Source organism: Bradyrhizobium murdochi (assembly GCF_000472965.1).
Lineage (GTDB): Bacteria > Pseudomonadota > Alphaproteobacteria > Rhizobiales > Xanthobacteraceae > Bradyrhizobium > Bradyrhizobium murdochi.
This window is the reverse complement of sequence record NZ_KI421483.1, coordinates 49,127-75,251: the sequence shown is the minus strand read 5'-3', so window position 1 is coordinate 75,251 and position 26,125 is coordinate 49,127. Positions and strand designations below refer to the sequence as shown.

Annotated in this window: 24 protein-coding genes; 16 read left to right on the top strand and 8 right to left on the bottom strand. The window is 63.3% G+C overall.

From position 1 onward, the window contains the following. Nucleotides 1-26 precede the first annotated feature (26 nt). Complete coding sequence (locus tag YUO_RS44270) at nucleotides 27-1,193, bottom strand: tetratricopeptide repeat protein (protein ID WP_028351783.1); 1,167 nt, start codon at nucleotides 1,191-1,193, stop codon at nucleotides 27-29. 204 nt (nucleotides 1,194-1,397) lie between these two features. Here YUO_RS44270 and YUO_RS0138025 point away from each other — a divergent pair, with 204 nt between their 5' ends. Further along, entirely contained in the window at nucleotides 1,398-3,623 is a 2,226-nt protein-coding gene (locus YUO_RS0138025; RefSeq protein ID WP_028351782.1) for a CHASE2 domain-containing protein, read from the top strand. A gap of 99 nt (nucleotides 3,624-3,722) precedes the next feature. On the opposite strand, the gene YUO_RS0138020 is transcribed toward YUO_RS0138025, so the two are convergent. After that, nucleotides 3,723-5,336, bottom strand: coding sequence for an ABC transporter substrate-binding protein (locus YUO_RS0138020; RefSeq protein WP_028351781.1), 1,614 nt, complete (start codon nucleotides 5,334-5,336; stop codon nucleotides 3,723-3,725). A 204-nt stretch (nucleotides 5,337-5,540) separates the two neighbouring features. Between YUO_RS0138020 and YUO_RS0138015 the strand changes: the two genes are divergently transcribed. The 7 genes from YUO_RS0138015 (at nucleotide 5,541) to YUO_RS0137985 (ending at nucleotide 13,026) form a co-directional block, all read left to right on the top strand. Further along, entirely contained in the window at nucleotides 5,541-7,199 is a 1,659-nt protein-coding gene (locus YUO_RS0138015) for an ABC transporter substrate-binding protein (RefSeq protein WP_028351780.1), read from the top strand. Nucleotides 7,200-7,413: 214 nt separating this feature from the next. Then, nucleotides 7,414-8,367: an ABC transporter permease gene (locus YUO_RS0138010; protein WP_028351779.1), complete on the top strand. Its 954-nt coding sequence runs from the start codon at nucleotides 7,414-7,416 to the stop codon at nucleotides 8,365-8,367. Nucleotides 8,368-8,468: 101 nt separating this feature from the next. Then, nucleotides 8,469-9,347, top strand: coding sequence for an ABC transporter permease (locus tag YUO_RS0138005; protein WP_035728661.1), 879 nt, complete (start codon nucleotides 8,469-8,471; stop codon nucleotides 9,345-9,347). Between the two features lie 4 nt (nucleotides 9,348-9,351). Then, nucleotides 9,352-10,443 carry an ABC transporter ATP-binding protein gene (locus tag YUO_RS0138000; protein ID WP_028351777.1) on the top strand — a complete coding sequence of 364 codons (1,092 nt, stop codon included), beginning with the start codon at nucleotides 9,352-9,354 and terminating at the stop codon, nucleotides 10,441-10,443. Further along, a complete protein-coding gene (locus YUO_RS0137995; RefSeq protein ID WP_028351776.1) occupies nucleotides 10,440-10,637 on the top strand; it encodes a hypothetical protein in 198 nt (65 codons plus the stop codon). The genes YUO_RS0138000 and YUO_RS0137995 overlap by 4 nt, the downstream gene beginning before the upstream one ends. Beyond that, a complete protein-coding gene (locus YUO_RS0137990; protein ID WP_028351775.1) occupies nucleotides 10,634-12,046 on the top strand; it encodes an Asp-tRNA(Asn)/Glu-tRNA(Gln) amidotransferase GatCAB subunit A in 1,413 nt (470 codons plus the stop codon). Before YUO_RS0137995 ends, YUO_RS0137990 begins: the two co-directional genes overlap by 4 nt. Beyond that, on the top strand, nucleotides 12,043-13,026 hold the full coding sequence (locus YUO_RS0137985) for an ABC transporter ATP-binding protein (protein WP_028351774.1): 984 nt from the start codon (nucleotides 12,043-12,045) through the stop codon (nucleotides 13,024-13,026). The genes YUO_RS0137990 and YUO_RS0137985 overlap by 4 nt, the downstream gene beginning before the upstream one ends. Before the next feature lie 36 nt (nucleotides 13,027-13,062). On the opposite strand, the gene YUO_RS0137980 is transcribed toward YUO_RS0137985, so the two are convergent. Further along, nucleotides 13,063-13,302: a Sec-independent protein translocase family protein gene (locus YUO_RS0137980; RefSeq protein ID WP_028351773.1), complete on the bottom strand. Its 240-nt coding sequence runs from the start codon at nucleotides 13,300-13,302 to the stop codon at nucleotides 13,063-13,065. Between the two features lie 137 nt (nucleotides 13,303-13,439). Here YUO_RS0137980 and YUO_RS0137975 point away from each other — a divergent pair, with 137 nt between their 5' ends. Next, nucleotides 13,440-13,709 (top strand): GlsB/YeaQ/YmgE family stress response membrane protein, encoded by a 270-nt coding sequence (locus tag YUO_RS0137975; RefSeq protein ID WP_028351772.1) that lies wholly within the window; start codon nucleotides 13,440-13,442, stop codon nucleotides 13,707-13,709. A 6-nt stretch (nucleotides 13,710-13,715) separates the two neighbouring features. Here the strand turns inward: YUO_RS0137975 and YUO_RS0137970 are convergent, their stop codons facing one another. Beyond that, entirely contained in the window at nucleotides 13,716-14,645 is a 930-nt protein-coding gene (locus YUO_RS0137970) for a LysR substrate-binding domain-containing protein (protein WP_028351771.1), read from the bottom strand. 92 nt (nucleotides 14,646-14,737) lie between these two features. Here YUO_RS0137970 and YUO_RS0137965 point away from each other — a divergent pair, with 92 nt between their 5' ends. The 3 genes from YUO_RS0137965 (at nucleotide 14,738) to YUO_RS0137955 (ending at nucleotide 18,749) form a co-directional block, all read left to right on the top strand. After that, entirely contained in the window at nucleotides 14,738-15,553 is an 816-nt protein-coding gene (locus YUO_RS0137965) for an acyl-CoA thioesterase domain-containing protein (protein ID WP_028351770.1), read from the top strand. 143 nt (nucleotides 15,554-15,696) lie between these two features. Then, nucleotides 15,697-17,445, top strand: coding sequence for a type I secretion system permease/ATPase (locus YUO_RS0137960; RefSeq protein WP_028351769.1), 1,749 nt, complete (start codon nucleotides 15,697-15,699; stop codon nucleotides 17,443-17,445). Continuing rightward, nucleotides 17,442-18,749, top strand: a complete 1,308-nt coding sequence (locus tag YUO_RS0137955) for an HlyD family type I secretion periplasmic adaptor subunit (RefSeq protein ID WP_028351768.1) — start codon at nucleotides 17,442-17,444, stop codon at nucleotides 18,747-18,749. Before YUO_RS0137960 ends, YUO_RS0137955 begins: the two co-directional genes overlap by 4 nt. 232 nt (nucleotides 18,750-18,981) lie before the next feature. Here YUO_RS0137955 and YUO_RS0137950 read toward each other — a convergent pair whose 3' ends face one another. Beyond that, nucleotides 18,982-19,464, bottom strand: coding sequence for a CinA family protein (locus tag YUO_RS0137950; protein ID WP_028351767.1), 483 nt, complete (start codon nucleotides 19,462-19,464; stop codon nucleotides 18,982-18,984). A gap of 139 nt (nucleotides 19,465-19,603) precedes the next feature. Between YUO_RS0137950 and YUO_RS0137945 the strand changes: the two genes are divergently transcribed. The 4 genes from YUO_RS0137945 to YUO_RS44265 all read left to right on the top strand — a co-directional run bounded on the left by YUO_RS0137945 (nucleotide 19,604) and on the right by YUO_RS44265 (nucleotide 23,127). Next, the gene (locus tag YUO_RS0137945; RefSeq protein ID WP_028351766.1) at nucleotides 19,604-20,683 is read left to right on the top strand and encodes an amidohydrolase family protein; all 1,080 of its coding nucleotides are present in this window, start codon (nucleotides 19,604-19,606) and stop codon (nucleotides 20,681-20,683) included. Next, nucleotides 20,680-21,783: an amidohydrolase family protein gene (locus tag YUO_RS0137940; RefSeq protein ID WP_028351765.1), complete on the top strand. Its 1,104-nt coding sequence runs from the start codon at nucleotides 20,680-20,682 to the stop codon at nucleotides 21,781-21,783. The genes YUO_RS0137945 and YUO_RS0137940 overlap by 4 nt, the downstream gene beginning before the upstream one ends. Next, entirely contained in the window at nucleotides 21,783-22,196 is a 414-nt protein-coding gene (locus tag YUO_RS0137935; RefSeq protein ID WP_028351764.1) for a Rieske (2Fe-2S) protein, read from the top strand. Before YUO_RS0137940 ends, YUO_RS0137935 begins: the two co-directional genes overlap by 1 nt. Nucleotides 22,197-22,521: 325 nt before the next feature. Further along, entirely contained in the window at nucleotides 22,522-23,127 is a 606-nt protein-coding gene (locus YUO_RS44265) for a DedA family protein (protein ID WP_083754897.1), read from the top strand. 175 nt (nucleotides 23,128-23,302) lie between these two features. Here the strand turns inward: YUO_RS44265 and YUO_RS46930 are convergent, their stop codons facing one another. The 3 genes from YUO_RS46930 to YUO_RS0137910 all read right to left on the bottom strand — a co-directional run bounded on the left by YUO_RS46930 (nucleotide 23,303) and on the right by YUO_RS0137910 (nucleotide 26,075). Continuing rightward, nucleotides 23,303-23,575, bottom strand: a complete 273-nt coding sequence (locus tag YUO_RS46930; RefSeq protein WP_156908957.1) for a hypothetical protein — start codon at nucleotides 23,573-23,575, stop codon at nucleotides 23,303-23,305. Nucleotides 23,576-23,890: 315 nt separating this feature from the next. Continuing rightward, a complete protein-coding gene (gene tcuB, locus YUO_RS0137915; RefSeq protein WP_028351761.1) occupies nucleotides 23,891-25,009 on the bottom strand; it encodes a tricarballylate utilization 4Fe-4S protein TcuB in 1,119 nt (372 codons plus the stop codon). 34 nt (nucleotides 25,010-25,043) lie between these two features. Next, complete coding sequence (locus tag YUO_RS0137910) at nucleotides 25,044-26,075, bottom strand: alpha/beta hydrolase family protein (RefSeq protein WP_028351760.1); 1,032 nt, start codon at nucleotides 26,073-26,075, stop codon at nucleotides 25,044-25,046. Nucleotides 26,076-26,125: the final 50 nt, after the last annotated feature.

The window sequence follows — 26,125 nt, the reverse complement described above, 5'->3', positions numbered from 1 at the left end:
GCGTCTCTTGCGTTAGGCCGCGAATGTTACGGCAGGCGCGGAATGCCCAGCCGGTCGACCTCGGCGAGCACGGCGGCGAGGTTCTGGTGGCCGGCGCCGAAATGGCCCTTGCGTTCGCTGAGTGGGACCGTGTGAACGCCGGGTAGACGGTAGTGCCGGTCGTGGACGAGACATCGGTTGCGGATAAGTGGCCACAGCATCAGGCCGAGCATGCGCTGGTCGTGGCCATATTTCGCGGTCGGCCCAAACTTGAAATAGCGTCGCATCAACTCGACGATGTCGATTCCGCAATCGGTGCGGCCGGCCCAGGTGCAGCCGATCATCAGTTCGTTGTGCATGACGTGATCGCGCACGGCGTGAAAGGGGTAGCCGCTCTCGATCCATTGCCGGACCAGATCGGCCTCGCCAGCGGAAAGCCGTGCGTCGCAATCGCGCACAAGGAAACGCCCGACCGTGCGATCGTTCATGACCAGGAAACGTTGAAACAGGCCGACGCCCGGATATTCGTCCTCGATGTTGCGGACGTCGCCGCCGTTTTCGCGCAGGAAGGCCACGCAGGCCGGTGGGACGGCGGCGTCGACATAGAACCGGCAGGTCCAGCCGGGATATATCGTGCGGCTGAGCACGAGGTTGATCATGGCTCCGTAACTATAGAAAGGCGCGGTCCCCCACAGTGAAAATGAAATGACGTTCGCACCTGATGGCGGGCCATCGGGCTCCTTCAGGGAGAAAGGCGGGGGATTGTTGCAGGCCTCGGCATCCCGCAGGTCGAGCGCGCGTTGCCCGTAACGGATCGCTTCATTGACTTTGCCGGTGTAAAAGGTCGCGACCTTGAGCGTGTCGAGGATCGTGAGATCGTCGCCGAGACGCTCGATGTAGCGCGACGCCTGCACGATCGTCTCGTCGTAGCGTTTCAGATTGGTCAGTGTCGCGATCCGTGCCTTCTCCAGCCGGGCATTGTCCGGCTGGCGCCGGTTCAACTCTTCGGCGAGTGCCAGCGCCGGCTCCCAATCGCGTTTCTGGAAGAACGCATCGAACAGCAATTCCTTGGCGACGAGATTCTGCGGATAGCTGACGGTGATGGCACACAATTGGACGATCGCTTCGTCGTTCTTGCCGGCCCGCAGCAGTGAGCGAATGGCGTTGTACCGTTCCGCAGGCTGCGGAAGCGTCCCGCTCAGGAAGTCGGACATCGGTAGCTCGGGTCAGGTTTGAAGCAATTTTTCAAATGATACGGCTTCATTTAATAGACGAACCGGCATCGGTGTTGAATAGTCAGTGTCGATTGTACAACACTGACCGCCCCCGCGGCCTCGATTCTTTAGCCCGGATAATTAACAAATGTGCCTCGTAGGAATTCGGTGCCGCAGTCCGGCCGGGCGTGATACCCAGGTACCATGAAGCTCCGCGCTCTACCCAGGTGGTTCAAGCGGCGCGTCGGCTATGCCCGGCTGCTGTGCGTTGGGCTGCTGATCGGGTTCGCCTGGCTGCGCATTGCCGACCCGGCGCCGATCGAGGAAATTCGGATCAGGACTTTTGACGCTTTCCAGCGCATCGACCCGCGCAAGAAAACGGCAAGGCCGGTAACCATCGTCGACATCGACGAGAAGAGCCAGGAAAAACTCGGGCAGTGGCCGTGGCCGCGCACCCGGCTCGCTGACCTCATCACCGAACTGACCCAGCTCGGCGCGGTCGTGATCGCGTTCGACGCGGTGTTTTCGGAGCCCGACCGGCTCAACCCTGCCTTGGCGGCGGATACCTTCCGCAATCTCGACGAGGAAACCCGCGCCAGGCTGCGCGCCCTGCCGAGCAACGATCAGATCTTCGCCGACGCCATCCGGCAGTCGCGGGTCGTGCTCGGCGAGTCCGGCCTGCCGGAGGAAATTGCGACCCTCGACAAGACGCTGCCGGTCACCGGGCTCGCGATGCTGGGCGAGGAGCCGCAGCGCTTCATGTTCGATTTTCCCGGCCTGCTTCGCAATGTGCCGGTGCTGGAGCATGCGGCAGCCGGGCGCGGGCTGTTCACCGTCAGGCCCGAACGCGACGGCATCGTGCGGCGGGTGCCGATGATCATGCTCGCACAGGGCCAGACCATGCCGTCGCTGACCTTCGAGATGCTTCGGGTGGCCACCGGGTCCGACACCATCCTGATCAAGGCGGAGAAGGCCGGCATCAAGAGCCTCGGCATCAAGGGCGTCCAGATCCCGACCGACCACAACGGCCAGCTCTGGGTCCATTATGCCCGCAACGATGCCTCGATCTACGTCCCCGCGATCAACGTGCTGGAGAAAAATGTCGCCCCCGACATGATCGCGGGCAAGCTGGTGCTGATCGGCACCTCCGCGGTTGGCCTCAACGACATCAAGACCACGCCGGTGTCCCGCGCCATGCCCGGGGTCGAAATCCACGCCCAGGTGCTCGAAAGCGCGCTGACCGGGGCGGTGATCTCGCAGCCGAACTATGGCATCGGCGTTGAATTCGCAGCAGCGATGTTGCTCGGGGTTCTCGTGATCGTCTTTGCACCCCTGTTCGGTCCCGTCTCGCTGGTGATCGTCGGAGGCGCGTTTGCATCCGTGCTGGTCGGAACGTCGGCATATTTCTACGCCCAGCATCGCCTGCTGATCGACTTCACCTATCCGTTGATGTCGACCACGTCGATTTACCTCACGCTGATCTTTTCCGCCTTCGTGCGCGAGCAGGCGCAGCGCCGCCAAATCCGCTCCGCCTTCGGCCAGTATCTGTCGCCGGCCTTGGTCGAACAGCTCGCGCAGTCGCCGGAAAAGCTGGTGCTCGGCGGCGAAGAGCGCGAGATGACCATCATGTTCTCCGATATGCGCGGCTTCACCTCGATCTCGGAAACCTACAAGAACGACCCGCAAGGCCTCACGGCGCTGATGAACCGTTTCCTGACGCCGCTGACCAACGCCATCCTCGACCGCAAGGGCACCATCGACAAATATATGGGCGACGCCATCATGGCGTTCTGGAATGCGCCGCTCGACGACAAGGACCACGAGCTCAACGCTTGCGAGGCCGCGCTCGACATGCTGGATCGCGTCGATGAGCTCAACCAGGCGCGCGAGCAGGAGGCCAAGCAAGAGGGACGTCCGTTCATTCCGCTCAATGCCGGCATCGGGCTCAATACCGGCATCTGCGTGGTCGGCAACATGGGTTCCGACCAGCGCTTCGACTATTCGGTGTTCGGCGACAGCGTCAATCTCGCTTCGCGCCTCGAAGGGCAGTCGAAAGAATATGGTTTTCCGATCATTGTTGGCTCCAAGACCGCGCTCGCGGTCAAGGACAAGTTCGCCATTCTCGAGCTCGACTTCATCATGGTGAAAGGCAAGAAGGAGCCGGAGGTGATCTACGCCATCGCCGGCCGCGAGGACACCGCGCAGTCCGGCCGCTTCCAGCGCCTGCGCAACCTGACGATCGAGATGCTCGCCTGCTACCGCAACCGCGACTGGGACGGCGCGCTGGCCGCAATCGAGCGCGGCCGCAAGACCGACGAGGCAAACGCGCTGGAGCTGCTCTACAATCTCTACGAAGCGCGCATCCGCGGCTATCTCGAAAATCCGCCGCCGGAAGACTGGAACGGCGCCTTCGCGCTGCTGACGAAGTGACGGATTGTAGGGTGGGCAAAGCGTAGCGTGCCCACCATCACGAGCGCGGCATGGAATGGTGGGCACGGCGCTGCGCGCCTTTGCCCACCCTACAATTCCTCACTCCAGCCCGATCTGCGTCAGATCCTGGAACCAGTGCTGCGCCTGCACGAATTTCTTCACCTTCGGCGACAGCGCATGCGGGTTGGTGTCGTGCACGACCCATACGAGCGTGGCGTCGTCGACGATCTGCGCGTGCGCCTGCGCCAACAGCTCGTCCTGCTTGGCGACATCAAAAGTCTGCTTGGCCTCGTCGATCAGCGCATCGACCTTCGCGCTTCTGTAGCCGCCCCAGTTAACGCCGACAGGCGCAACCTGGCCGGAGTGGAAGAAGCGGACGATGGCGTAGAGCGGGTCTGAGGTGACGTAGGCGATGTTGTTCGACGTGATGCCGGCGTTCATCTCATCGGCCGCGCCCTTGCGCCAGGCCGTGTATAGCGTCTCGAGCTCGACCACCTTGAAGTCGATCTCGATGCCGATCTCCTTAAAGCTCTGCTGCAGAAATTCGTTCATCGGCAGCGACAGCATCTGCCCGGTGCCGCCCTGCGCGATGACGAAGGTGGTCTTCAGCGGCTTCTCCTTCGAATAGCCGGCCTCCTGCACCAGCTTCTTTGCCGCCGCGACATCATATTTGAGCTCGAAGGACGGCTTGCCGAACCACGGGCTCGACGGATCGACCTGGCCCTTGGCGGGTTTCGCCAGACCGTTCATCAGCCCGACCACCGCCTCGCGGTCGATCGCGAGGTTGAGCGCCTTGCGCAGGCGGATGTCGGTCCAGGGCGAGCCGGGCAAGACGCTCAAATGATAATTCCAGACATGCGGCGTGACGTTGTCGACGATCTTCATGCCGGCGGATTTAAGCTGCGGCACCGCGTCCGGCGCCGGGGTCTCAATCAGGTCGACCTGGCCGGCCAATAGCGCGTTGGTGCGCGTCAGCGCTTCCGGCATCGGGATCAGCACGATCTTGTCGGCCTTCGGAAGCCGCTTCTTGTCCCAATAGTCGGCATTCCTGGTCAGCTCGGCGAGTTCGCGCGGCACGAGTTTTGTCAGTTTGAACGGCCCGGTGCCGGAGGGCTGGCTGGCGAACTTGTCCCAATCCTTGCCGAGCTTTTCATATTGCGCCGGGCTGGAAACCAGAAACCACAGCATCTGGTACGGAAAGAAGGAGTCGACCGTCTTGGTCGTGATCTCGATGGTGGCGTCGTCGATCTTGGCGTAGCTCGCGACCGAGGGCAGGCGGGTCTTGACCTGCGCGCTCTGCCGCTTGTCGAACTGCGGTGCCTTGTCGTTGAGCACCTTGTCGAGATTCCAGATCACCGCGTCGGCATTGAATTCGGTGCCGTCGTGAAACTTGACGCCCTTGCGGAGCGAGAAGCGCCATTTCTTCTTGTCTTGCTCGTCAACCTTCCATTCGGTCGCGAGCCCCGGCACCAGCTTGCCAGGCCGGTCGGCCACGTCCATTTCCCAGGCTACCAGCGGATCGTAGATCGTATAGGCAGAAAACTGATAGGCGCCGGCGCCGCGATCGGGCTGGCCGGTCGTTAGCGGGATGTCCGCCATCGAAATGCCGTAGCGCACAACGGTCTCGGCCTGCGCCGAAATCGTGGAGATGCCAAGAGATAACCCAAGGGTAACTGCCGCGGCAGCAAGAAGCATCGAATTTCGGGTGCGCATGAATTAGGCTCCATCGGGCAGGGTCTGGAGCTAAAAATGCAAGCTTGGTGCCAGCTTAGGCATTGGACTTGACTTGCATGCGCGCTTCACAAGGAGTTGTGCGGTCAAACGCGTAGCCCGAAGGGAAGCATGCCGTTTGGCACAGGCGTTGCATACGGCTGCATAAGAATTAGTCACCAGGCGTTGAAAAGGGGATTGCTGCATATGCGTAACGACAAATCGAAGAAGACGGCCACCGCGTGGCTGCTGGCTACGGCGCTGGTGGTCGGGTTGCCGCAACTCGCAAGCGCCGAAACGGTGCTGCGGATCGGCATGACGGCTGCCGATATTCCGCGCACGCTCGGCCAGCCTGATCAGGGTTTTGAGGGCAACCGATTTACCGGGCTGACGATGTATGACGGCCTGACGATGTGGGACCTCTCGTCCCGCGACAAGGCAAGCGTCATGATTCCGGGCCTCGCGACCGAATGGAAGGTGGACGAGGCCGACAAGAAGAAGTGGACCTTCAAGCTGCGCCCCGGCGTCAAATTCCATGACGGCAGCGACTTCAATGCCGACGCCGTGGTCTGGAACGTCGAGAAGGTGCTGAAGCAGGATGCGCCGCATTTTGACGCCAGCCAGGTCGGTGTCACCGCCTCGCGCATGCCGACGCTGGCCTCGGCGCGCAAGATCGACGATATGACGGTGGAATTGACCACCAAGGAGCCGGACAGCTTTCTGCCGATCAACTTGACCAACCTGTTCATGGCGAGCCCTGCCAAGTGGCAGGCCTTCTATGACAAGGCGGAAGGCGCCGACGCTAAGGCGAAGTCGCAGGCCGCCTGGGCCGCGTTCGCCAGGGACGCCTCGGGTACCGGCCCGTGGAAGATGTCGAAATTCACGCCGCGCGAACGGCTCGAACTCGTGAAGAACGAAGGCTATTGGGACAAGGGCCGCGTGCCCAAGGTCGACCGGATGGTGCTGCTGCCGATGCCGGAGGCCAATGCCCGCACCGCGGCCTTGCTGTCCGGCCAGGTCGACTGGGTCGAGGCACCCGCGCCCGACGCGGTCAGGGAGATCAAGCAGCGGGGCTTCCAGCTCCAGGCCAACGAATCCCCGCACGTCTGGCCGTGGCAGTTCTCGCGCATTGAGGGCTCGCCCTGGAACGACATCCGCGTTCGCAAGGCCGCCAATCTCTGCGTCGACCGCGAAGGGCTCAAGGAGGGGCTGCTTGCCGGCCTGATGGTGCCGGCGACCGGCACGTTCGAGCCCGGCCATCCCTGGCGCGGAAAGCCGACCTTCGAGATCAAATATGACCTGAAGGCCGCCCAGAAGCTGATGCAGGAGGCGGGCTACGGCCCGAACAAGAAGCTGACGGTGAAGACCCAGACTTCGGCGTCGGGATCGGGCCAGATGCAGCCTCTGCCGATGAACGAATATCTGCAGCAGGCATTGGCGGAATGCTATTTCGACGTTCAGCTCGACGTTATCGAGTGGAACACGCTGTTCACCAACTGGCGCCGCGGCGCCAAGGATCCGACCGCCAACGGCGCCAACGCCACCAACGTCACCTACGCGGCGATGGATCCGTTCTTCGCGTTGGTGCGCTTCCTGCAATCGTCGATGGCGCCTCCGGTCTCGAACAATTGGGGCTACATCAACAATCCTAAGTTCGACGAGCTGGTGACCAAGGCCCGCCAGACCTTCGACCCCGCCGCGCGTGACGCGGCGCTGGCCGAACTGCACGCGGCCTCGGTGGACGATGCGGCGTTCCTCTACGTCGCCCACGACGTCTCGCCGCGCGCCATGAGCCCGAAGGTGAAAGGCTTCGTGCAGCCGAAGAGCTGGTTCGTCGACTTCTCGCCGGTGTCGATGGCGCCGTGAGCCTTGGTGCGTGACGCTTGCTCACCCTCTCCCCTTGTGGGAGAGGGTGGATCGACGCCGCGAAGCGGCGGCGAGACGGGTGAGGGGTTCTATCCGCGGATGTGCCTCCCTCATCTGAATTGATCATGTCCGCGGATAGAACCCCTCATCCGGCGCGGACCAAAGTCCGCGCCACCTTCTCCCACGAGGGGAGAAGGGAAGAAGAGAGTCGCTCGTGTTCGCTTACATTGCCCGACGTATCCTCTACGTCATTCCGATCGTGATCAGCGTCGCGCTGGTGTGCTTCCTGCTCGTGCACATCACGCCCGGCGATCCCCTGGTCGCGGTGCTGCCGGCGGATGCGTCGCAGGAACTCGCTGCGCAAATGCGCACGGCTTACGGCTTCGACCGGCCGCTGCCGGTGCAATTCGGCCTTTGGTTATGGCGCGCGCTCCATGGCGATCTCGGCAGTTCGATCGCGACCGGCCGCCCGGTGCTGTCGGAAGTCCTGCGCGCCGTCGGCAACACCGTCACGCTTGCGGTTGCCGCCGCGCTGATCGGCTTCACGCTCGGGCTGATGTTCGGCCTGATCGCCGGCTATTTCCGCGACACCTGGATCGACAAGGTCGCGACCTCCATTGCAATCGCCGGTGTCTCGGTGCCGCATTACTGGCTCGGCATGGTGATGGTCATCATTTTCTCGGTGCAGCTCAACTGGCTGCCCGCGGTCGGCGCCGGTCCCGGCGGCTCCGGTTCGTGGGGCTGGGACTGGGAGCACATGAAATACCTTATCCTGCCGGCGATCACGACCGCGGTGATCCCTATGGGCATCATCACCCGCACCGTCCGGGCGCTGACCGGCGACATCCTGAGCCAGGATTTTGTCGAAGCGTTGCGCGCCAAAGGGATGCGCGAATTGGACGTGTTCCGCCACGTCGTCAAGAACGCCGCGCCGACTGCGCTTGCGGTGATGGGCCTGCAACTGGGTTACATGCTCGGCGGCTCGATCCTGATTGAGACCGTGTTCTCCTGGCCCGGCTCGGGCTTGCTGCTCAATTCCGCGATCTTCCAGCGCGACCTGCCGCTGCTGCAAGGCACGATTTTGGTGCTGGCGCTGTTCTTCGTCACGCTCAATCTGCTGGTCGATATCGCGCAGGCCGCGATCGACCCGCGAATCAAGCGGGGATAGAGCATGATCCGGAAAAGTGGACACCGGTTTTCCCTCGCGACAAACGCGGAACGCGTTTGCGCGGAGATCATGCTCCAACACAGAGTCTTCGCATGACCGTGATGTCGGATACCGCCCTGCAAGCCGCGCCCGCGACCAAGGCGCGTGGCTATTGGGCCACCGTCGGCCGCCGCATCGCGCGCGACAAGGTCAGCATGGTCTGCGCTTTCGTGCTGGTGCTGATCTTCGCCTCCGCACTTCTTGCGCCGTGGCTCGGCCTTGCCGATCCCTATCAGGGCTCGATGATCCGCCGGCTTCGCCATATCGGCACGCCGAACTATCCGCTCGGCACCGACGAACTCGGCCGCGACATGCTGGCGCGGCTGATCTATGGCGGAAGGCTGTCGCTGATCATCGGCATCCTGCCGGTGATTTTCGCCTTCGTTATCGGCACCTCGCTCGGTCTCGTCGCCGGCTATGTCGGCGGCCGGCTCAACACAGCCATCATGCGTACGGTGGACGTGTTCTACGCTTTCCCGTCGGTGCTGCTGGCAATCGCGATCTCCGGCGCGCTGGGCGCGGGTATCGTCAATTCCATCGTCTCGCTGACCATCGTGTTCGTGCCGCAGATCACCCGCGTCGCCGAAAGCGTCACCACCGGCGTGCGCAACATGGATTTTGTGGAAGCTGCGCGCGCCTCCGGCGCCGGACCTTTTACCATCATGCGCGTGCATATGCTCGGCAATGTTCTCGGCCCGATCTTCGTCTACGCAACAGGCTTGATCTCGGTGTCGATGATCCTCGCCGCCGGCCTGTCATTCCTCGGCCTCGGCACCAAACCGCCGGAGCCGGAATGGGGCTTGATGCTGAATACGCTGCGCACCGCGATCTATATCAATCCCTGGGTGGCGGCGCTGCCGGGCGTGATGATCTTTGCGGTATCGATCTGCTTCAATCTTTTGAGCGACGGCATGCGCAGCGCCATGGACATCAGGAACTGACGCGATGATTGAGACATCCACCTCAGTCGAATTGCTGGAGCAGGTCGAAGACATCGGCGGGGCAGCGCAACCGCTGCTGCAGGTTACCGGCCTGACCAAACATTTCCCGGTGCGCGGCGACCTGTTCAGCCCTCGCAAAACTGTGCGCGCGGTCGACGATGTTTCCTTCTCCATCGCCAAGGGTGAAACGGTCGGCATCGTAGGCGAATCCGGCTGCGGCAAGTCGACCACGGCGCGGCTTCTGATGCATCTGATGAAGCGTGACGCCGGCGACATCGTCTATGACGGCATGCAGGTCGGCCGCGCGCTGTCCTTGCGGGAATTGCGCCGCGGCATGCAGATGGTGTTTCAGGACAGCTACGCCTCGCTCAATCCGCGCCTGACCATCGAGGAATCGATCGCCTTCGGCCCCAAGGTGCATGGCATGGCCGACGCAGCCGCACGCACGCTGGCGCGCGAGCTCCTCGGCAAAGTTGGCTTGCGTCCCGAAACTTTCGCCAACCGCTACCCGCACGAAATTTCCGGCGGCCAGCGCCAGCGCGTCAATATCGCGCGTGCGCTGGCGTTGTCGCCGCGGCTGGTGATTCTCGATGAAGCGGTGTCTGCGCTCGACAAATCGGTCGAAGCCCAGGTGCTAAACCTGTTGGCGGACCTCAAGCGCGAATTCGGCCTGACCTATCTTTTCATCAGCCACGATCTCAACGTGGTGCGCTACATCTCGGACCGCGTGCTGGTGATGTATCTCGGCGAGGTGGTCGAACTCGGCCCGGTCGACAAGGTCTGGGATGCGCCGGCACATCCCTACACGCGGGCGCTCTTGGCGGCGATGCCGTCGTCCGACCCTGATAACCGCACCGAGACGCCGCCGATCTCCGGCGATCCGCCCAATCCGATCGACCCGCCGTCGGGGTGCCGGTTTCACACCCGTTGCCCGTTTGCGGAGCCGCTCTGCGCAAATGCGACGCCAAAACTCAGCGATGTCGATACAATGGGCCATCAGGCGGCGTGCTACATGGCCATACCCGGCTCCGGGCACAGCCGCGCATCGGCCAAAGAAAATGCCAAGAAAAGTGACATGGGAGTAACCGCTGCATGACAAGACCCGATCCCAAGCAGGTCAAGGTAATGACAGACGTCGCCGGCGTGCCGCAGGATGCAGAAGTGTCCGCGCGCATCGCCAATTCCATCGGTCCGGCCTTTGACGGGTTTGCGCCCGTTGCCGGCACGCTGCCGATGGACCTTGAGCCAGCAAGTTTCCTGCTGGTGCAGAACGCGAAGGTGTCGAAATGAGCGGCGAACCGGCCTTGATGTCGCTGGTCGCGGTCGCCAAGGCGATCGCCGGCAAGAAATTGTCCTCGCGCGAAGTGACGCAATCCTGCCTCGACCGCATCGCGCAATGGCAACCGCGCGTCAACGCCTTCATGGCGATCGAGGCGGAGGGGGCACTTGCCGCGGCTGATGCCGCCGACGCCGTGCTCGCCAAGGGCCAAAATCTAGGTCCGCTGCACGGTGTCCCGATGGCGCATAAGGACATGTATTACGAGGCCGGCAAGGTGGTCACTTGCGGCTCCAAAATCCGGCGCGATTTCGTTGCGACGACGACCTCGACCGCGTTGCAGCGCCTGAAGGACGCCGGCTCCGTCAGGCTCGGCTCGCTGCAGATGGTCGAGTTCGCCTACGGGCCGACCGGCCACAACGTGCATTACGGCGCGGTGCGTAATCCCTGGAACGTCGATCACATCACCGGTGGTTCGTCGTCCGGCTCGGGCTCCGCAGTTGCGGCGCGGCTGACCTTTGCTGCACTGGGCTCCGATACCGGCGGCTCGATCCGGATGCCCGCGCATTTCTGCGGCGTCACCGGTTTCAAGACCACCGTCGGCCTGATCAGCCGCGCCGGCGCGATGCCGCTGTCGCAATCGCTCGACACCGTCGGTCCGCTGGCGCAAACCGTCGAGGACTGCGCGCTGCTCGTAGGCCTGATGGCGGGCGCCGATCCCGAGGACCCGACCACGTCCACGCGGCCGGTGCCGAACTACATGGCCGCGACCACGGGCTCGATGAAGGGCTTGAGGATCGGCGTACCGACCGCCTTCTATGTCGACGACCTCGATCCCGAGGTAGCGCGCGTGCTCGACGAGACCATCGCTACCCTCAAAAAAGAGGGCGCCGAGATCGTCAAGGTCGAACTGCCGGACCAGCGCCAGCTCACGGCCGCCTGCCAGATCGTGCTTGCCACCGAGGCGGCTGCCTTCCACAAGCGCTGGATGATCGAGCGACCGCAGGATTACGGCGGTCAGGTGTTAATGCGGCTCCAGAACGGTCTCGCCATTCCGGCCGTGACCTATCTCGAAGCGATGCGCTGGCGCGGTCCGGCGCTGGCCGCCTACCTCGCGGCGGTGGAAGACGCCGACGCCGTGATCGCGCCGGTTGCCCCGATGCCGGCGGCGACGATTGCCGAGAGCGATGTCGGCAATAGCCTGGAGGCGGAAGCTGTCATCCAGCGCATCACGCGGTTCACCCGCCCGATCAATTATCTCGGCCTGCCGTCGCTTTCGATTCCCGCGGGTTTCACCAAGAAGGGGCTGCCGGTCGGCATGCAGTTGATCGGCCGTCCCTTCGATGAGGCCGGGCTCGTGCGGATCGGCGCGGCGTTCCAGCGTACGACGGATTATCACCAGCAGGTACCCGAACTGGCATGAGCAACCTCGTCGATATCCGCGACCTCAACATCCGCTTCACCGGCGACCGTACGGTTCATGCCGTCAACGACATCTCGCTCTCGCTTGGCGAGGGCGAGGTGCTCGGCCTGCTCGGCGAATCCGGCTCGGGAAAAAGCGTGACGCTGCGCGCGCTGATGCGGCTGTTGCCGAAGAAGCGGACGCAGATTTCCGGCACCGTGAAGGTGTTGGGACGCGATGTGCTCGCAATGAACGACGAGGAGCTGTCGGCGTTTCGCGGCCAGACCGTCTCGATGATTTTTCAGGAGCCCGCGCTGGCGCTCGACCCCGTCTACACGATCGGCCGCCAGATCGCGGAAACCGTGATCCGCCACGAAGGCAAGAGCGAGAAGGAGGGACTCGCGCGCGCGTTGGAAATGCTGGAAGTGGTGCGGATTCCCTCCGCCAAGCGCCGCTTAGAGGCCTATCCGCACGAAATGAGCGGTGGCATGCGGCAGCGCGCCATGATCGCGCTGGCGCTGGCTTGCAAACCGAAAATACTGCTGGCGGACGAGCCGACCACGGCGCTGGACGCCACCGTGCAGATTCAGATCCTGCTGCTGCTCCGCGAATTGCAGCGCGAGTTCGGCATGTCCGTGATCTTCGTGACCCACGATATCGGCGTCGCCATCGAAATCTGCGACCGCGTCGCGGTCATGTATGCCGGCCAGATCGTGGAGCAGGGCCCCTTGCGCGACATCGTCCGCACCCCGGTGCATCCATATGCCAAGGGGCTACTGGCTGCTACCGTCCACGGCGCAAAACGCGGCCAGCGGCTGGAGACCATCCCGGGCACGCCGCCCTCGCTCGACAAGGCGCCCGTCAGTTGTTCGTTCGCGCCACGCTGCATGGTTGCGCAGCCGCGCTGCAGCGAGCGTCTGCCACCGAATGTGCAGGTATCGCCGGATCGAACGGCGCGTTGTGTGCTGGCGGAGGCGGCGGAAGTTTCTGCCGAGACCTGAGACTCCGCGCTGCACCGCGTCGGGACACGAAAGAAGTTACCCACCCAATCCGGGATCAGCCCACTGCTCGATTTGCGACGGTCCGACCACCTGTTTTGGCTGATGCGGATTGAGCGTGCCGGCGCTGGCGGACCAGCCCTTGGCCAAAATTTGCATTGCAAACAGCTTGGCGTCTATTTCAGATTTGAAGGTGCGGGTCGAGCGGGCCATGCTCTCCGCAGTATTGTCCGTCTTGTCCGGACCGAAAGTCACATACCAAGTATCGCCCTGTTTCATGCCGACATAACGCGCGTGACATAAAAAAGTTCACTTCGCAGGTGCAGTTGACCGCCGGGCGGATTGCGGCTCGTCACATCGGACAATCGTGGATAGGCTGTCGTACGGCCTGCGCCGCAAAACCCCGGGGGCTTCACATGCAGATTTCCAACGAAGGTATTCTCGTCATTCTGTTTGTCGGCCTGGTGGCCGGCTGGCTCGCCGGCAAGATCGTGCGCGGCACCGGCTTTGGCATCATCGGCGACATTCTCGTGGGCATCGCCGGCGCGCTGCTTGCGAGCTTGCTGTTTCCCAGGCTCGGCATCCGTCTCGGCACCGGACTGGTGTCCGAGATCGTCTACTCTACCATCGGCGCCGTCATCCTGCTCGTGGTCGTGCGGCTGCTCCGCACCGGCAGGCGGTGGTAGTTCGCGCTATTTCGCCTGCGCCACTGCGTCGACGGCCCAGCGCCGCACTGCGGCGATGCGGCGGTCGCGCGCCTGCTCGGTGCGGGAGACGAGATAGATCGTCTCGCTATGCGTGGCCTCGAATGTAAACGGTGCAACCAGCTTCTTACCGAAGCCGGGCCGCGCCTTGATCAACGGCGACATCGCGAGCGTCACGCCGAGCCCGTGTTCGGCGGCTTCTAGCATCGCCGGCACGCTGTCGAGCCACAAATGTCCGCGCGGGCTTAGGTGTTGAAGCCCGGCCTCGCGCAGCCAGACCGACCAGGCGCGCGGCTGCGTCGTTAGGTGTATCAACACCTGCTGTGACAGATCTGCCGGCTGCTTCAATCCCGCTTTGACCAGCGCGGGCGCGCAGACCGGCAAACCCTTCACCGCGACCAGCGGTTCGAATTTCAGTCCTGTCGAATGCTCGCGGCCATAGCGGATCGCAACATCGACGCGGGACGCGTTGAAATCGGCATACTGATGCGTGGCCTCGATGCGCAACGTGAGGCCCGGGTTGCGCCGCTTGAATTCCGGCAGCGCCGGAAGCAGCACGGCGGAAGTAAAGAACGGCAGCGAACTGATCCAGAGTTCGGCGTCCGCATCGCGGCGTTTTCGCAGCATGTCGCGGCTGGCATTCTGCAGCGCCAAAAGCGCGGTCGAGATTTGTGCGAAATAGCGTTCGCCATCGGCGGTCAGCCGCACCGAACGCGCGCCGCGCACGAACAGTTTTGTGCCGAACTGCTCTTCCAGCCCGCGGATCTGGTGGCTGATCGCCGACGGGCTGAGCGAAAGATCGCGCGCCGCGCGGCGAAAGCTCAGTTGCGACGCAGCGCGCTCGAATGCCAGCAATGCGGTTAAGGGCGGTATCAACCGCAGCGGAGGCGGTGCTTCCGATGGTTGAATGCTGTTCATCTGAGGTGAGGAAATCCCTTTTGTCTGATACCTCAGCTTCCGTCAAACTGGTTCAACGTTCAATATTTCTCATCTCAGGACTCCGCACACCTTTGGCAATCTTCGAACCCCTTGGCGCTAATCGCTGGCAACCCACACCGCTCGCCGCGGGTCCCTTCGCGGGCCTGCAGGGCGGGGCGGTTGCAAGCCTGTTGACGGCGGAGATCGAGGCGCTGGCGCCGGCGCGAAAGTGGGGCACGGCGATCGCGTCGTCGGCTTGGTTTCTGCGGCCGACGCCGATGGCACCGTTGCGAACCCAGCTTTCGGTCGTCACCGAAGGCGGCCGCGTCAGCGTGATCGACAACACGCTGTGGCCGGTGGATGAGGATCAGCCCTGCGCCACAGTGCGGGTGACACTATCGCGCGAACGCGCGGTCGATGTCCCCGGGTTCACCGAGCCTGCGCGCGAGGCTGCCGATCCCACACGGTTTCCGATCCGCACCAGGCGGGCGGCACATGGTCGGCCCTGGTTCATGGAGGCGATGGAGGCGCGCGAAGGCGATGACGTCGCCTGGTTTCGCATGAATCAGGCGGTCATTGATGGCGCAGGATCCTTGTCAAAGGCGCCATTGTCCTCGGTGCTCGGCCTGGCGGACTGGACCCATGGCATCGCCCGCCCGTTCCAGGATGTAGTGGCGGATCCGAACCCCAATCTGACGGTTCAATTGTTCCGCCAGCCGGCCGGCGAATGGGTCGGCATTCGCGCACAAGCCAGGTGGCGGCCGGCGGCCGGGTTAGGAGCCGGTAGCGGCGTCCTGCTCGACATCCATGGCGAGATCGGCCGGGTCTCGATGTCGGTGATTCTGGTGCCGTTTCCGCCGCAAATGGAGCCCGCGCCCGCCGAAGGACTGGCGCCGGCGTCAAATTAGCTGCCCCAAACTCGCCAATTTCTCTCTCTCCACCCCCTTCATGGGGGTGAATTGGATGTAGGTTAACGTGACTTAAAATAGACGGTGTCCAAAAACACCGGTAAAACCTGCACGTCCCTATCCTTTTGAAGAGATGCGCATAAATGGCAGCCGCTCCCGTCCGGCGTTCCGAGCTCGGTGAAGCGCTGCGCGCCTGCCGCAACGCCTTTATCGGCGTCGGCGTCATGAGCTGCATGATCAATCTGCTGTATCTCACCGGCTCGATTTTCATGCTGGAGGTCTACGACCGCGTGCTGCCCAGCCGCAGCGTGCCTACCCTGGTCGGCCTCGTGATTCTCGCGGCCGGACTCTACATCGCGCAAGGCGGCCTCGATCTGATCCGTGGTCGCATTCTCGGCCGCATCGGCACCGCGCTCGATGAGGCCATCAACACGCGCGTGTTCGAGACCGTGGTGCGCCTGCCGCTGATGGTCGGCAGCCGCAACGAGGGCCTGCAGCCGCTGCGCGATCTCGACAATGTCAGGTCGTTCCTCGGCAGCATGGGGCCGGGCGCGTTCTTCGATCTGCCGTGGCTGCCGTTCTATCTCGCGATCTGCTTTCTGTTTCACTGGCTGCTCGGCGTCACCGCTTTGGTCGGCGCCGTCATTCTGGTGACGCTGACGCTGATCACCGAGTTCCTGTCGCGCACGCCCGCAAAGGAGGCGATGACGCTGGCCGCGCGGCGCAGCGATCTCGCCGCCACCAGCCGGCGCAACGCCGAAGTGCTGGTGGCGATGGGCATGTCCGGACGGCTGATGAAGCGCTGGAGCGAGGCCAACGAGACCTATCTGGCAGGCAGTCAGCGCGCCAGCGACATCGCCGGCGGCCTCGGCGCGGTCGCCAAGGTCCTGCGCATGATGCTGCAATCGGCGGTGCTCGCGGTCGGCGCTTACCTCGTGATCCACCAGGAAGCCACGGCCGGCATCATCATCGCGGGGTCGATCTTGAGCGCGCGGGCGCTGGCGCCGGTCGATCTCGCCATCGCTCACTGGAAAGGTTTTGTTGCCGCGCGCCAGAGCTGGCATCGCCTGTCAAAACTCCTGCAACAAATACCGCCGGCAAATGAACAGACGCTGTTGCAGGCGCCCACGAAGCGACTGTCGGTCGAGGCGGTCAGTATCGTGCCGCCGGGCGACCAGCGCGTCATTGTGCAGGACGTCAGCTTCGCCGTCGAAGCCGGGTCCGGCGTCGGCGTCATCGGTCCGAGCGGTTCCGGCAAGTCGTCGCTGGTGCGCGCGTTGGTCGGCGTCTGGATGCCGGCCCGCGGCAAGGTGCGGCTCGATGGCGCGGCGCTCGACCAATGGTCGTCGGACGTGCTCGGCCGCCATATCGGCTATCTGCCGCAGGACGTCGAATTGTTCGCCGGCACCGTGGCGCAGAACATCTGCCGCTTCGATCCCGAGGCGAAATCGGAGGCGATCATTGCCGCCGCCAAGGACGCCGGCGTGCACGAGATGATCATCAAGATGCGCGAAGGCTACGATACCCAGATCGGCGAGCAGGGCACTGCGCTGTCGGCCGGGCAGGCGCAGCGCGTGGCGCTGGCGCGCGCGCTCTATGGCAATCCGTTCCTGATCGTGCTCGACGAGCCGAACTCCAACCTCGACAGCGAGGGCGACGAGGCGCTGACCCGCGCCGTGCGCGCCGCCCGCGAGCGCGGCGCCATCGTGGTCGTGGTCGCGCACCGGCCGATCGGCATCGAGGCGGTCGATCAATTGCTGGTCTTGAAGGACGGTCGCATGCAGGCGTTTGGTCCCAAGGAAACTGTGCTTGGCCAGGTGCTGCAGCGGGTGCCCTCGCCGCCGCCACCGATCAAGATCGTGTCCGAAGCAGGAGCTACGAAAAAATCATGACCGCGGAGCTGAAAGGCGCGCGCCGCTCGATACGCTCGCATCTCATCGTCGGTCTTGCGCTGATGCTGGTTCTCGCCGGCGGATTCGGCGGCTGGGCCTCGACGGTGCAGATTTCCGGCGCGCTGATCGCGCCGGGCTCGGTGGTGGTCGATTCCAACGTCAAGAAGGTACAGCACCCGACCGGCGGCGTGGTCGGCGAGGTCCGGGTGCGCGACGGCGACGTGGTAAAGGCGGGCGACGTCGTGGTGCGGCTCGACGAGACCGTGGTCAAAGCGAGCCTTGCCATCGTCGTCAAGACGCTGAACGGCTTGTGGGCGCGGGCGGCGCGGCTCGAAGCCGAGCAGCGCGGCCTCGACAAGATCAAGTTCCCGCCGCAGCTCTCCGATCGCGCCGACGACCCTGACGTCCGCGACATCATCGCGAGCGAAACCAAACTGTTCGAGGTTCGCGTGTTCGGGCGCGCCGGGCAGAAATCGCAATTGCGCGAACGCGTGGCCCAGCTCAATGAAGAAATCGCCGGCCTCACCGCGCAGGAACAGGCCAAGGAAAAGGAAATCGCGCTGGTCGAGAAAGAGCTGGTCGGCGTCCGCCAGCTCTACGAGCAGCGCCTGATCCAGATCTCGCGCCTGACGATTTTGGAGCGCGATCTCGCCCGGCTGTCGGGCGAGCGTGCGCAATACATCGCCGCGCGCGCGCAGGCGAAGGGCAAGATCACCGAAACCGAACTGCAGATCATCCAGATCGACAAGGACGTGGTCAGCGAAGTCTCCAAGGATCTGCGCGAGACCAACGACAAGATCGGCGAGTTCGTCGAGCGCAAGGTCACCGCGGAGGATCAGCTCCGCCGCATCGAGATCCGCGCGCCGCAGGACGGCGTCGTGCTGCAGTCGACCGTGCACACCGTCGGCGGCGTCATCACCGCGGGCGACGCCATCATGATGATTGTGCCGAAGGCCGACGATCTCTCGGTCGAGGCCAAGGTCAATCCACAGGACATCGACAAGCTGCAGATCGGCCAGAAGACGCTTCTGCGCCTATCCGCTTTCAACCAGCGCACCACACCGGAACTCAACGGCGTGGTGACCCGCGTCTCTGCCGACGTCACCTCCGACCAGCGCACCGGCCAGAGCTACTATACTATTCGCGTCTCGATGCCTCCGGATGAAGTTGCCCGCCTCGGCGAGGTCAAGATCATTCCCGGCATGCCGGTGGAAGCCTTCGTGCAAACCGGCGACCGCACCATGTTCTCCTATCTGATGAAGCCGTTCAGCGACCAACTGATGCGCTCGTTCCGGGAGCGGTGAGGGCGCTCTCCGCTGTCGTCGCTGCGAACGCCACGCATGGGTCCCGGCTCTGCGTCGCGTCACTGCGTGCCGCGCCGCGTTCGGGACACGAGAGGTTTTTGCAGTCAGAATCGTAGGGTGGGCAAAGCGCAGCGTGCCCACCATCACGTGCGGAGTTCCCGATGGTGGGCACGTCGCTACGCTCCTTTGCCCACCCTACGATTCTTCTCCTCGTCTCTGCAGAGACGGCGTCTTACTTCGACAAATTCTCCAGCAACAAATTCAACGCCGTGCTTGCAAATTGTTGCATGTTCGCCTGCCGGTCGGCGCTGCCGGTTTCCAGTGTGAACACTTCGTTTTGCGGACCCGCTACTGCCACGCAGCTATGGCCCGCGGCATCGCCGTAGCGGTTGCCGGTTGGTCCCGTTGCGCCGGTTTCCGACAATCCCCAGTCGGTCGCGAAGCGTTGGCGGACCTGGGCGGCGAGCAATTTCGCGTATGGTTCGGACGCCGAGCGGATGCCCTTCATTGCCTCGTCCGGAATATCCATCAGCAGCAGACGCGCGTCGCGGGTATAGACCACGGCGCCGCCGAGGAAATAGGCCGATGCGCCCGGCACCGATAACAGCGCCGCAGAGATCAGCCCGCCGGTGGAGGATTCCGCCACCGAAATCGTCTGTTTCCGCGCGATCAGTTGGGTCGCGATCTTTTCGGCGATCGTAACAAGCTCTTTCATTTCAACTCCTGCGCGTAGTCATTGGTCCAGTCATGCCTTCCTAACACAGGAGGGTTACGCTTGCCGAGTTGCCGTGCGCGCGCCGCCCTGATTGAATGCCTCAAACAACTGCGTCGACGCGGCCATACGAGGAAACATCATGACGTCGCCGATCGCGGGCGGCGTGGATTGCGATCTGCATCCCGCCGTTCCGCATCTGACCAGCCTGTTGCCCTACATGAACGACTACTGGCGCGACCAGGTGACAACGCGCGGCATGACCGACCTGGTCTCGCAATCCTATCCGACCCATTCGCCGATTTCGTCGCGGCCGGACTGGCGGCCGGCGCAGGGCAAGCCGGGCGCCGATTTGGCCGACATGCAGAAGCAGGCGCTCGACCGGTTCGGCGTTCGTTTCGGCATCTGCAATCCGCTCTACGGCGTGCAGATGGTGTTCTCCGAGGACATGCAGGACGCGTTCTGCCGCGCGCTGAACGATTGGCTGGCCAAAGAATGGCTCGACAAGGACGATCGGCTGCGCGGCTCGATCGTGATCCCCACGCAAAGCGTCGAGAAGTCGGTCGCGGAGATCGAACGCTGCGCTGGAGACAGGCGCTTCGTCCAGGTGCTGATGCTGGTCATGGGCGACATGCCCCTGGGCAAGCGCGCCTACTGGCCGATCTACGCCACCGCCGAACGTCTCGGCCTCACCATCGGCATCCATGCCGGCAGCGCCTATCACAACCCGCCGACCTCGATCGGCTGGGGCTCCTACCACATCGAGGACTATGTAGCCCAAGCGACCGCGTTCCAGACTCAGCTCACCAGCTTGATCGTGGAAGGCGTGTTCGCCCGTCATCCGAATCTGAAAATGGTGATGCTAGAATCAGGCTTCACCTGGTTGCCGGCCTATCTCTGGCGCCTGCACAAGTTCTGGCGCGGCATTCGGATGGAAACGCCGTGGGTGGATCGCGCGCCGCTGGAGATTGTGCGCAGCAACATCCGCTTCTCGCTGCAGCCGGTCGATGCGCCGCCCGATCCCGCAACCCTGAACCGCCTGTTTGACCATATGCAGTCGGACGAATTGCTCCTATTCTCGACCGACTATCCGCACTGGCAGTTCGATGGCGACGAGGTGCTGCCGCCGGGATTGTCGCCCGATCTGGTTCGCAAGATCATGATCGACAATCCGTTCGCGACATACGGCCGGTTGCAAGCGGTGAAGGAGACGACGCCATGAACGTCCAGTTCCGTCCTGAATCTTCGGCATCCGTTAGCATCGAGACCGCGATCGCCGATTGCGACATTCACCCGGCGCGCGCTACCAAGGACGAACTTTATCCTTATCTGGCGAAGCGCTGGCATTCGCATCTCGAGACCTATGGCATCCAGGCCTATCACGGCATGATGGAGGGCCCGCCCTATCCGAAGGCGCAGCCCAACGCCTCGCGCCGCGATGCCTGGCCGCCGGAAGGCGGGCCGCAGGGCTCCTCGCTGTCCTTCATGCAGAAGCAGCTTCTCGATCCCTACAATGTCGCGCTCGGCGTGCTCAATCCGCTCGCCAGCGGGCAGGGCCTCCGCAACCAGGATCTTGCCGGCGCGCTCTGCTCCGCGATCAACGACTGGCAGATCGAGAAATGGACCAGCAAGGACAAGCGCCTGAAGGCCTCGATCGTCGTTCCCAATGAGGATGGCGTGGCCGCCGCCGCCGAAATTCGCAAGCGTGCGGGCGATCCGAATTTCGTGCAGGTGCTGCTGCTCAGCCGCAATGTCGAGCCGCTCGGCCAGCGCCGCTACTGGCCAGTCTACGAGGCCGCGCAGGAGATCGGGCTGCCGGTCGGCGTCCATGCCTTCGGCTTCGGCGGCAATCCGCTCACGCCGTCCGGCTGGCCGAGCTTCTACATCGAGGAGATGGTCGGCCATGCGCAATGCCAGCAGACGGTGCTGGCGAGCCTTGTGCTCGAAGGCGTGTTCGAGCGTTTCCCGAAGCTGAAGATGGTGATGATCGAGGCCGGCTTCGGCTGGGCGCCGTCGCTCGCCTGGCGGCTCGACAAGAGCTTCGAGCGCCTGCACAGCGAGGTGCCGCATCTGAAACGAAAACCGTCGGAATATATCCGCGACCACGTCTGGTGGACCACGCAGCCGATGGAAGATCCGGAGCGCCGCGATCACTTGTTCCAGACGATCGAATGGATCGGTTGGGACAGACTGTTGTTCGCCACCGATTACCCGCATTGGGATTTCGACGAGCCGTCGCGCGTGTTGCCGGCCGGCGTCAGCGAAGCCAACCGCGAGGCGTTCTATCTCGGCAACGCCAAGAAGCTGTACGGGATGGTTTGATGGTGCGGCACGTCATTGCCCCGGTGGACGAATTGCCGCCGGGGACACGAAAATTCCTCGACATCGACGGCCGGCCGATCGCGATTTTCAACATCAAGGGCGAGTTCTTCGGCCTTCTGAACCGCTGCCCGCATCAGGGCGCGGCCCTGTGCGAGGGCCCGTTGATTGGCCTCGCGCAATCCTCCAACCCCGGCGAGATCGAGTATACAAAACTCGGCGAAATCATCCGCTGTCCCTGGCACGGCTGGGAATTCGACATCCGCACCGGGCAATCCTATTGCGACCCGAAACGCTTTCGCGCGCGCGCCTATCCCGTCAACGTCGAGCCGGGATCGGCCGTGGTGAAGGGCCCGTATGTGGCAGAGACCCTCGCCGTGTCGGTCGAAAGCGACTACGTGGTGGTGGATCTGTAGCGGCCGCAGGGGGCAGGCCGCAATTCAACTACATTTGGCCCTTCCATAAACCGAACTTCCAATGAGTAATCGCCTTCCTGCAAAAGACGCACCGCTGCCTGAAGGAATCATTCGAGGTCGGGCGGAACGTGGCGAAGTTGTTCACCAGATCCCACCGCTCCGGCCTGGCGTCCGCATCTTTCCACTTCGCGTCTACTGCAAGCCACTCGGCTCTACATCGCCGTTTGCGTGGGTCTTCGATAGCACTTCTATGGGCTTCCGTGCCCTTCCGCGGGGTGGTAGCGTTCGGACCGAACCCACTCATCTGGGGGAACATTTCACATGAGTGGGTGCGCTTACATTGCTGTTTCCGACGGATCTGACTTCGTTCCTCGATTTCTTACGCCAGCACGGCGATGTGGCCTACAGCCTCGTATTTGCCTATGCGGCCTCGCATAGTCTGCTGCTTGCGCTATTCGCGGGCTACGCGGCGCACTCGGGTGCGCTGGGTCTTGGCACGCTCATCGTAGTCTGCTGGTTCGGCAGCTTCGCCGGCGACGTCATTCGCTTCTGGATCGGGCGGCGTTATGGCCTCCGCTTGCTCGATCGTTTCCCGCGGTTTGAGCGCCCCGTCCAGACCGTGGTCCGGCTGACGGACCGTCACTATGCCTGGATGATCCTGTTTCACCGTTTCCCGCACGGCGTCCGCGGGCTCGCGGGATTTGCCTACGGGATATCGCGGCTGCCCTGGTCGACTTTCCTTGCGCTCAACTTCGTTGCGGCGGGCCTTTGGTCCGGCGCCATTGTCTCGGCCGGCTATGCCTTCGGTCAGTTCTCGGAGAAGTCGATCAACAATGCCTCTTCGGGTCTGGGTCTCGTGATGTTGGTCGCATTCCTCGGCCTGTCCTGGTTGCTCAGCAGAAAGCTCGATCAGATCGTGGAGCGGTACTGACGCAAAACGTTCGCTTACTCCTGAACAACGATCCGGGGTGGGCAAAAGCGCGCCAGCGCCGTGCCCACCATCTCTCATCGTATGCGGTCCTCGATGGTGGGCACGCTTCCGCCTTCGCTCATGGAGCTACGAGCGGACGTGGTCGCTTTGCGTACCCTACGATCGACGTCGATGGTTATCGACCACCACCGCCACCGCCTCCGCCGCCGCCACCACCACCGCCATCACGCAGCGCCTGGTTTTCGCGCGGATCGAGATTCTTCATGTAGCTCAGCGAAGTGTCGCCGCGGGTGCGAAGCCGCGCCACATAGTGCATGTGATCTCCGCAAGCCTGCCGTGATACCGCCTGATCGCAGTACCGCGACGACACGAACGCGGGAGCTGCCATGGCGCTGCTCGCGCCGACCGCGACCAAAGCAGCCGCAGACAGCATTAACTTCATCGACATCTGTACTCTCCATTCCTGTTGGCGAAGCCGGAATGGCTCGCACAGGAGTTCGACGGCGCCAGATGAAAACCGGTTCAGAGGAGTCGATTGAAAATAACGGCGGCCCGACCGATAACTCGAATGTGAACGATCTCCGGTGTTCCGAGCCGTCGTCCCCGCGAAGACGGGTGACCCAGTATCCCAGAGACAGCAGGAACGCCTGCTGCTGTCTCCACGTCATTGCGAGGAGCGAAGCGACGAAGCAATCCATATTTCGGCGCGCGGCGCGATGGATTGCTTCGCTTCGCTCGCAATGACGGGGAGAGGCCGGTTGGCTTACTCCAGCGTCGTCCCCTGTGCCATCGCCTTCCGCTCCCGTGCATAGCGCACCAGGGCGGCGAAGCGATAGATGCCGTGCACGAACTTGCCATAGGGCATGGTGACGAACAGCGAAAACACCACGCCGAGATGTAGCGCCAGCAGCGGTCCCATCGCTGCCGTCTCGCGCAGGATCAGCAGCGCCATGCCTGTGAGACTCGTCAGGAACAACATCGCGATGAACGCGACATCCATGCCGTAACGCGCCTCATCGACCAGGATGGAATCGCGCTTCCATCGTTCAGCGAGCAAACCGATCGGCCCGATCAACAGCCCGGTGCCGCCGAGCGTGCCGAGCACCACGGGCAGATCCCACCATGCATACGGCGCCTCGCGCGCCAGCAGATAGTGATAGAGTGTTGCGACGCAGGTCGAGGCAAAGCACAGCGCAAAACCGTAGAAGGTGAGGTGATGATAGAGCCGGCGACGGTCGGTCGGACGGTCGTCCTCGTTGAAGCAGCCGACGCCGCCGCCGTCGAGATAGCGCAACTCGCCGGCGTCGCGGATGGCCTGCAACAGCGCGCGTGCATCGGTCTTCATGCCGATGGGTTCGCCGATGTCGCGCCAGAAGGCGCGCACGCCCATCGCCAGCGCCATGATCGCGTAAAGGAACGCCGCGCCGAACAGGGCTGCCATCGCATTGTGCGGCATCAGTTTGTAGAACGCGCCAGGTCCGGTATGGATGCCGAACAGCACCTCGCGATCGTGTAAAGCAGCGAAGCCGAAAATGAATACAGCAACGCTGAGCGCGGCAACGAGGCTGATGACGAGGCCGTTGCGCGCGAACGTGCCCGCGAAGGCGCGTGGCCATGCATAGGCCGCATAAGATTCCGCGCGCGCTACCGCGAGCGTCCTCGGCACATTGACGTTGAATTCGTGCGGCGGCGAGAACTGGCAATCGGTGTAGCAGGCGCCGCAGGCGTGGCAGAGATTGGCGAGATAATTGAGATCGCCGTCGGAGAAAGCGCGGCGCATTTCCATCGCTGGAAACACTGCGCAGAGGCCCTCGCAATAGCGGCAGGAGTTGCAGACCGTCATCAGGCGGTCGGCCTCCTCCAGAATCTTCGTCCCGTGCATGATGCGCTGCTTCCTGCCCTCGCGGCCAACCCGGTTATTTCGTCAACCCCTTGCCCTCCAGCCACTTCTGGATCAGGGCGGCGACCTCGGCATTGTTCTTGTCCATCATCACCATGTGCGAATTGCCCTTGATGCCGACTTGCGGCAGATCGACGACATCGACGCTGCCGCCCGCCGCCTTGATCGCGTCCGCAAACGCAAGGCCGTTGGCGCGAATCTTCGGCCAGCGCGAATCCTTTTCGATGTAGTCGCCATAGACGATCAGCGTCGGGATGTTCTTCAGCACATCGACTTTCGCGGGATCGCCGACGCCGGCCGGCTCGATCGCAATCAGCGCCTTGACCTTGTCGGGCCGCGCCTGCGCTACCTTGAAGCCGAAACTGCCGGCCTGGCTGTGGAACAGGATGATGGAAGGGCCGACGCGGTCGATCTCGGCGATATAGGCGGCGATGATCGCATCATCGGTGGTGGTCCAGCGCGGCACGTTCTGCTTGACGAAGTTCTCGTAGCCTTCGTTCGGAAACTGGCTGCCGGGCATCAGCTTCCGCTTGGCCGGATCGGGATTGTAGGAGCCGACGCCGTCGCCGATCCGAAACCGCTCGAACGGATTGGCTGTCGTGAGGAATACCGGCTCGCTCTTGAAGATATCTGGATACTGCGCCCAGCCGGCGCGGCCGCGCTCGACCGCGTCGGAATTGTAGACGGCCCAGCCCTTGCGCAGAAAATAGTTCAGCCAGCCTTCGCGCCCGTCGGGCGTCGTCTCATAGGTGACGCCGGTGAGTCCGCCGCCATGCCACATCAGCAGTGGATAGGCGCCCTTTTCGTTCGCGGGCAGAAAATACTGCACATACATCTGCTCGACCTGATAGGTGCCGTTGGGATCGACCTTTGCCGGCACCCCGCCGGGGGTGAATGTCACTTCCTTCACCGGCTTGCCGGAAATTTCGACCAGCCGGCCGCCGACATGGAACGAACCCATGTCGCGTAGCGCGATCGGCTCGGCGGCGTGGGCCAGCGTCGCGTTCATCAGAACGACTGCAGCAGTAGTGATCGCAAGCCGCATCACAAGTCCTCCCTTGTTCTCTCCCTCTCCCCGCAAAGGGCGGGGCGAAGTGA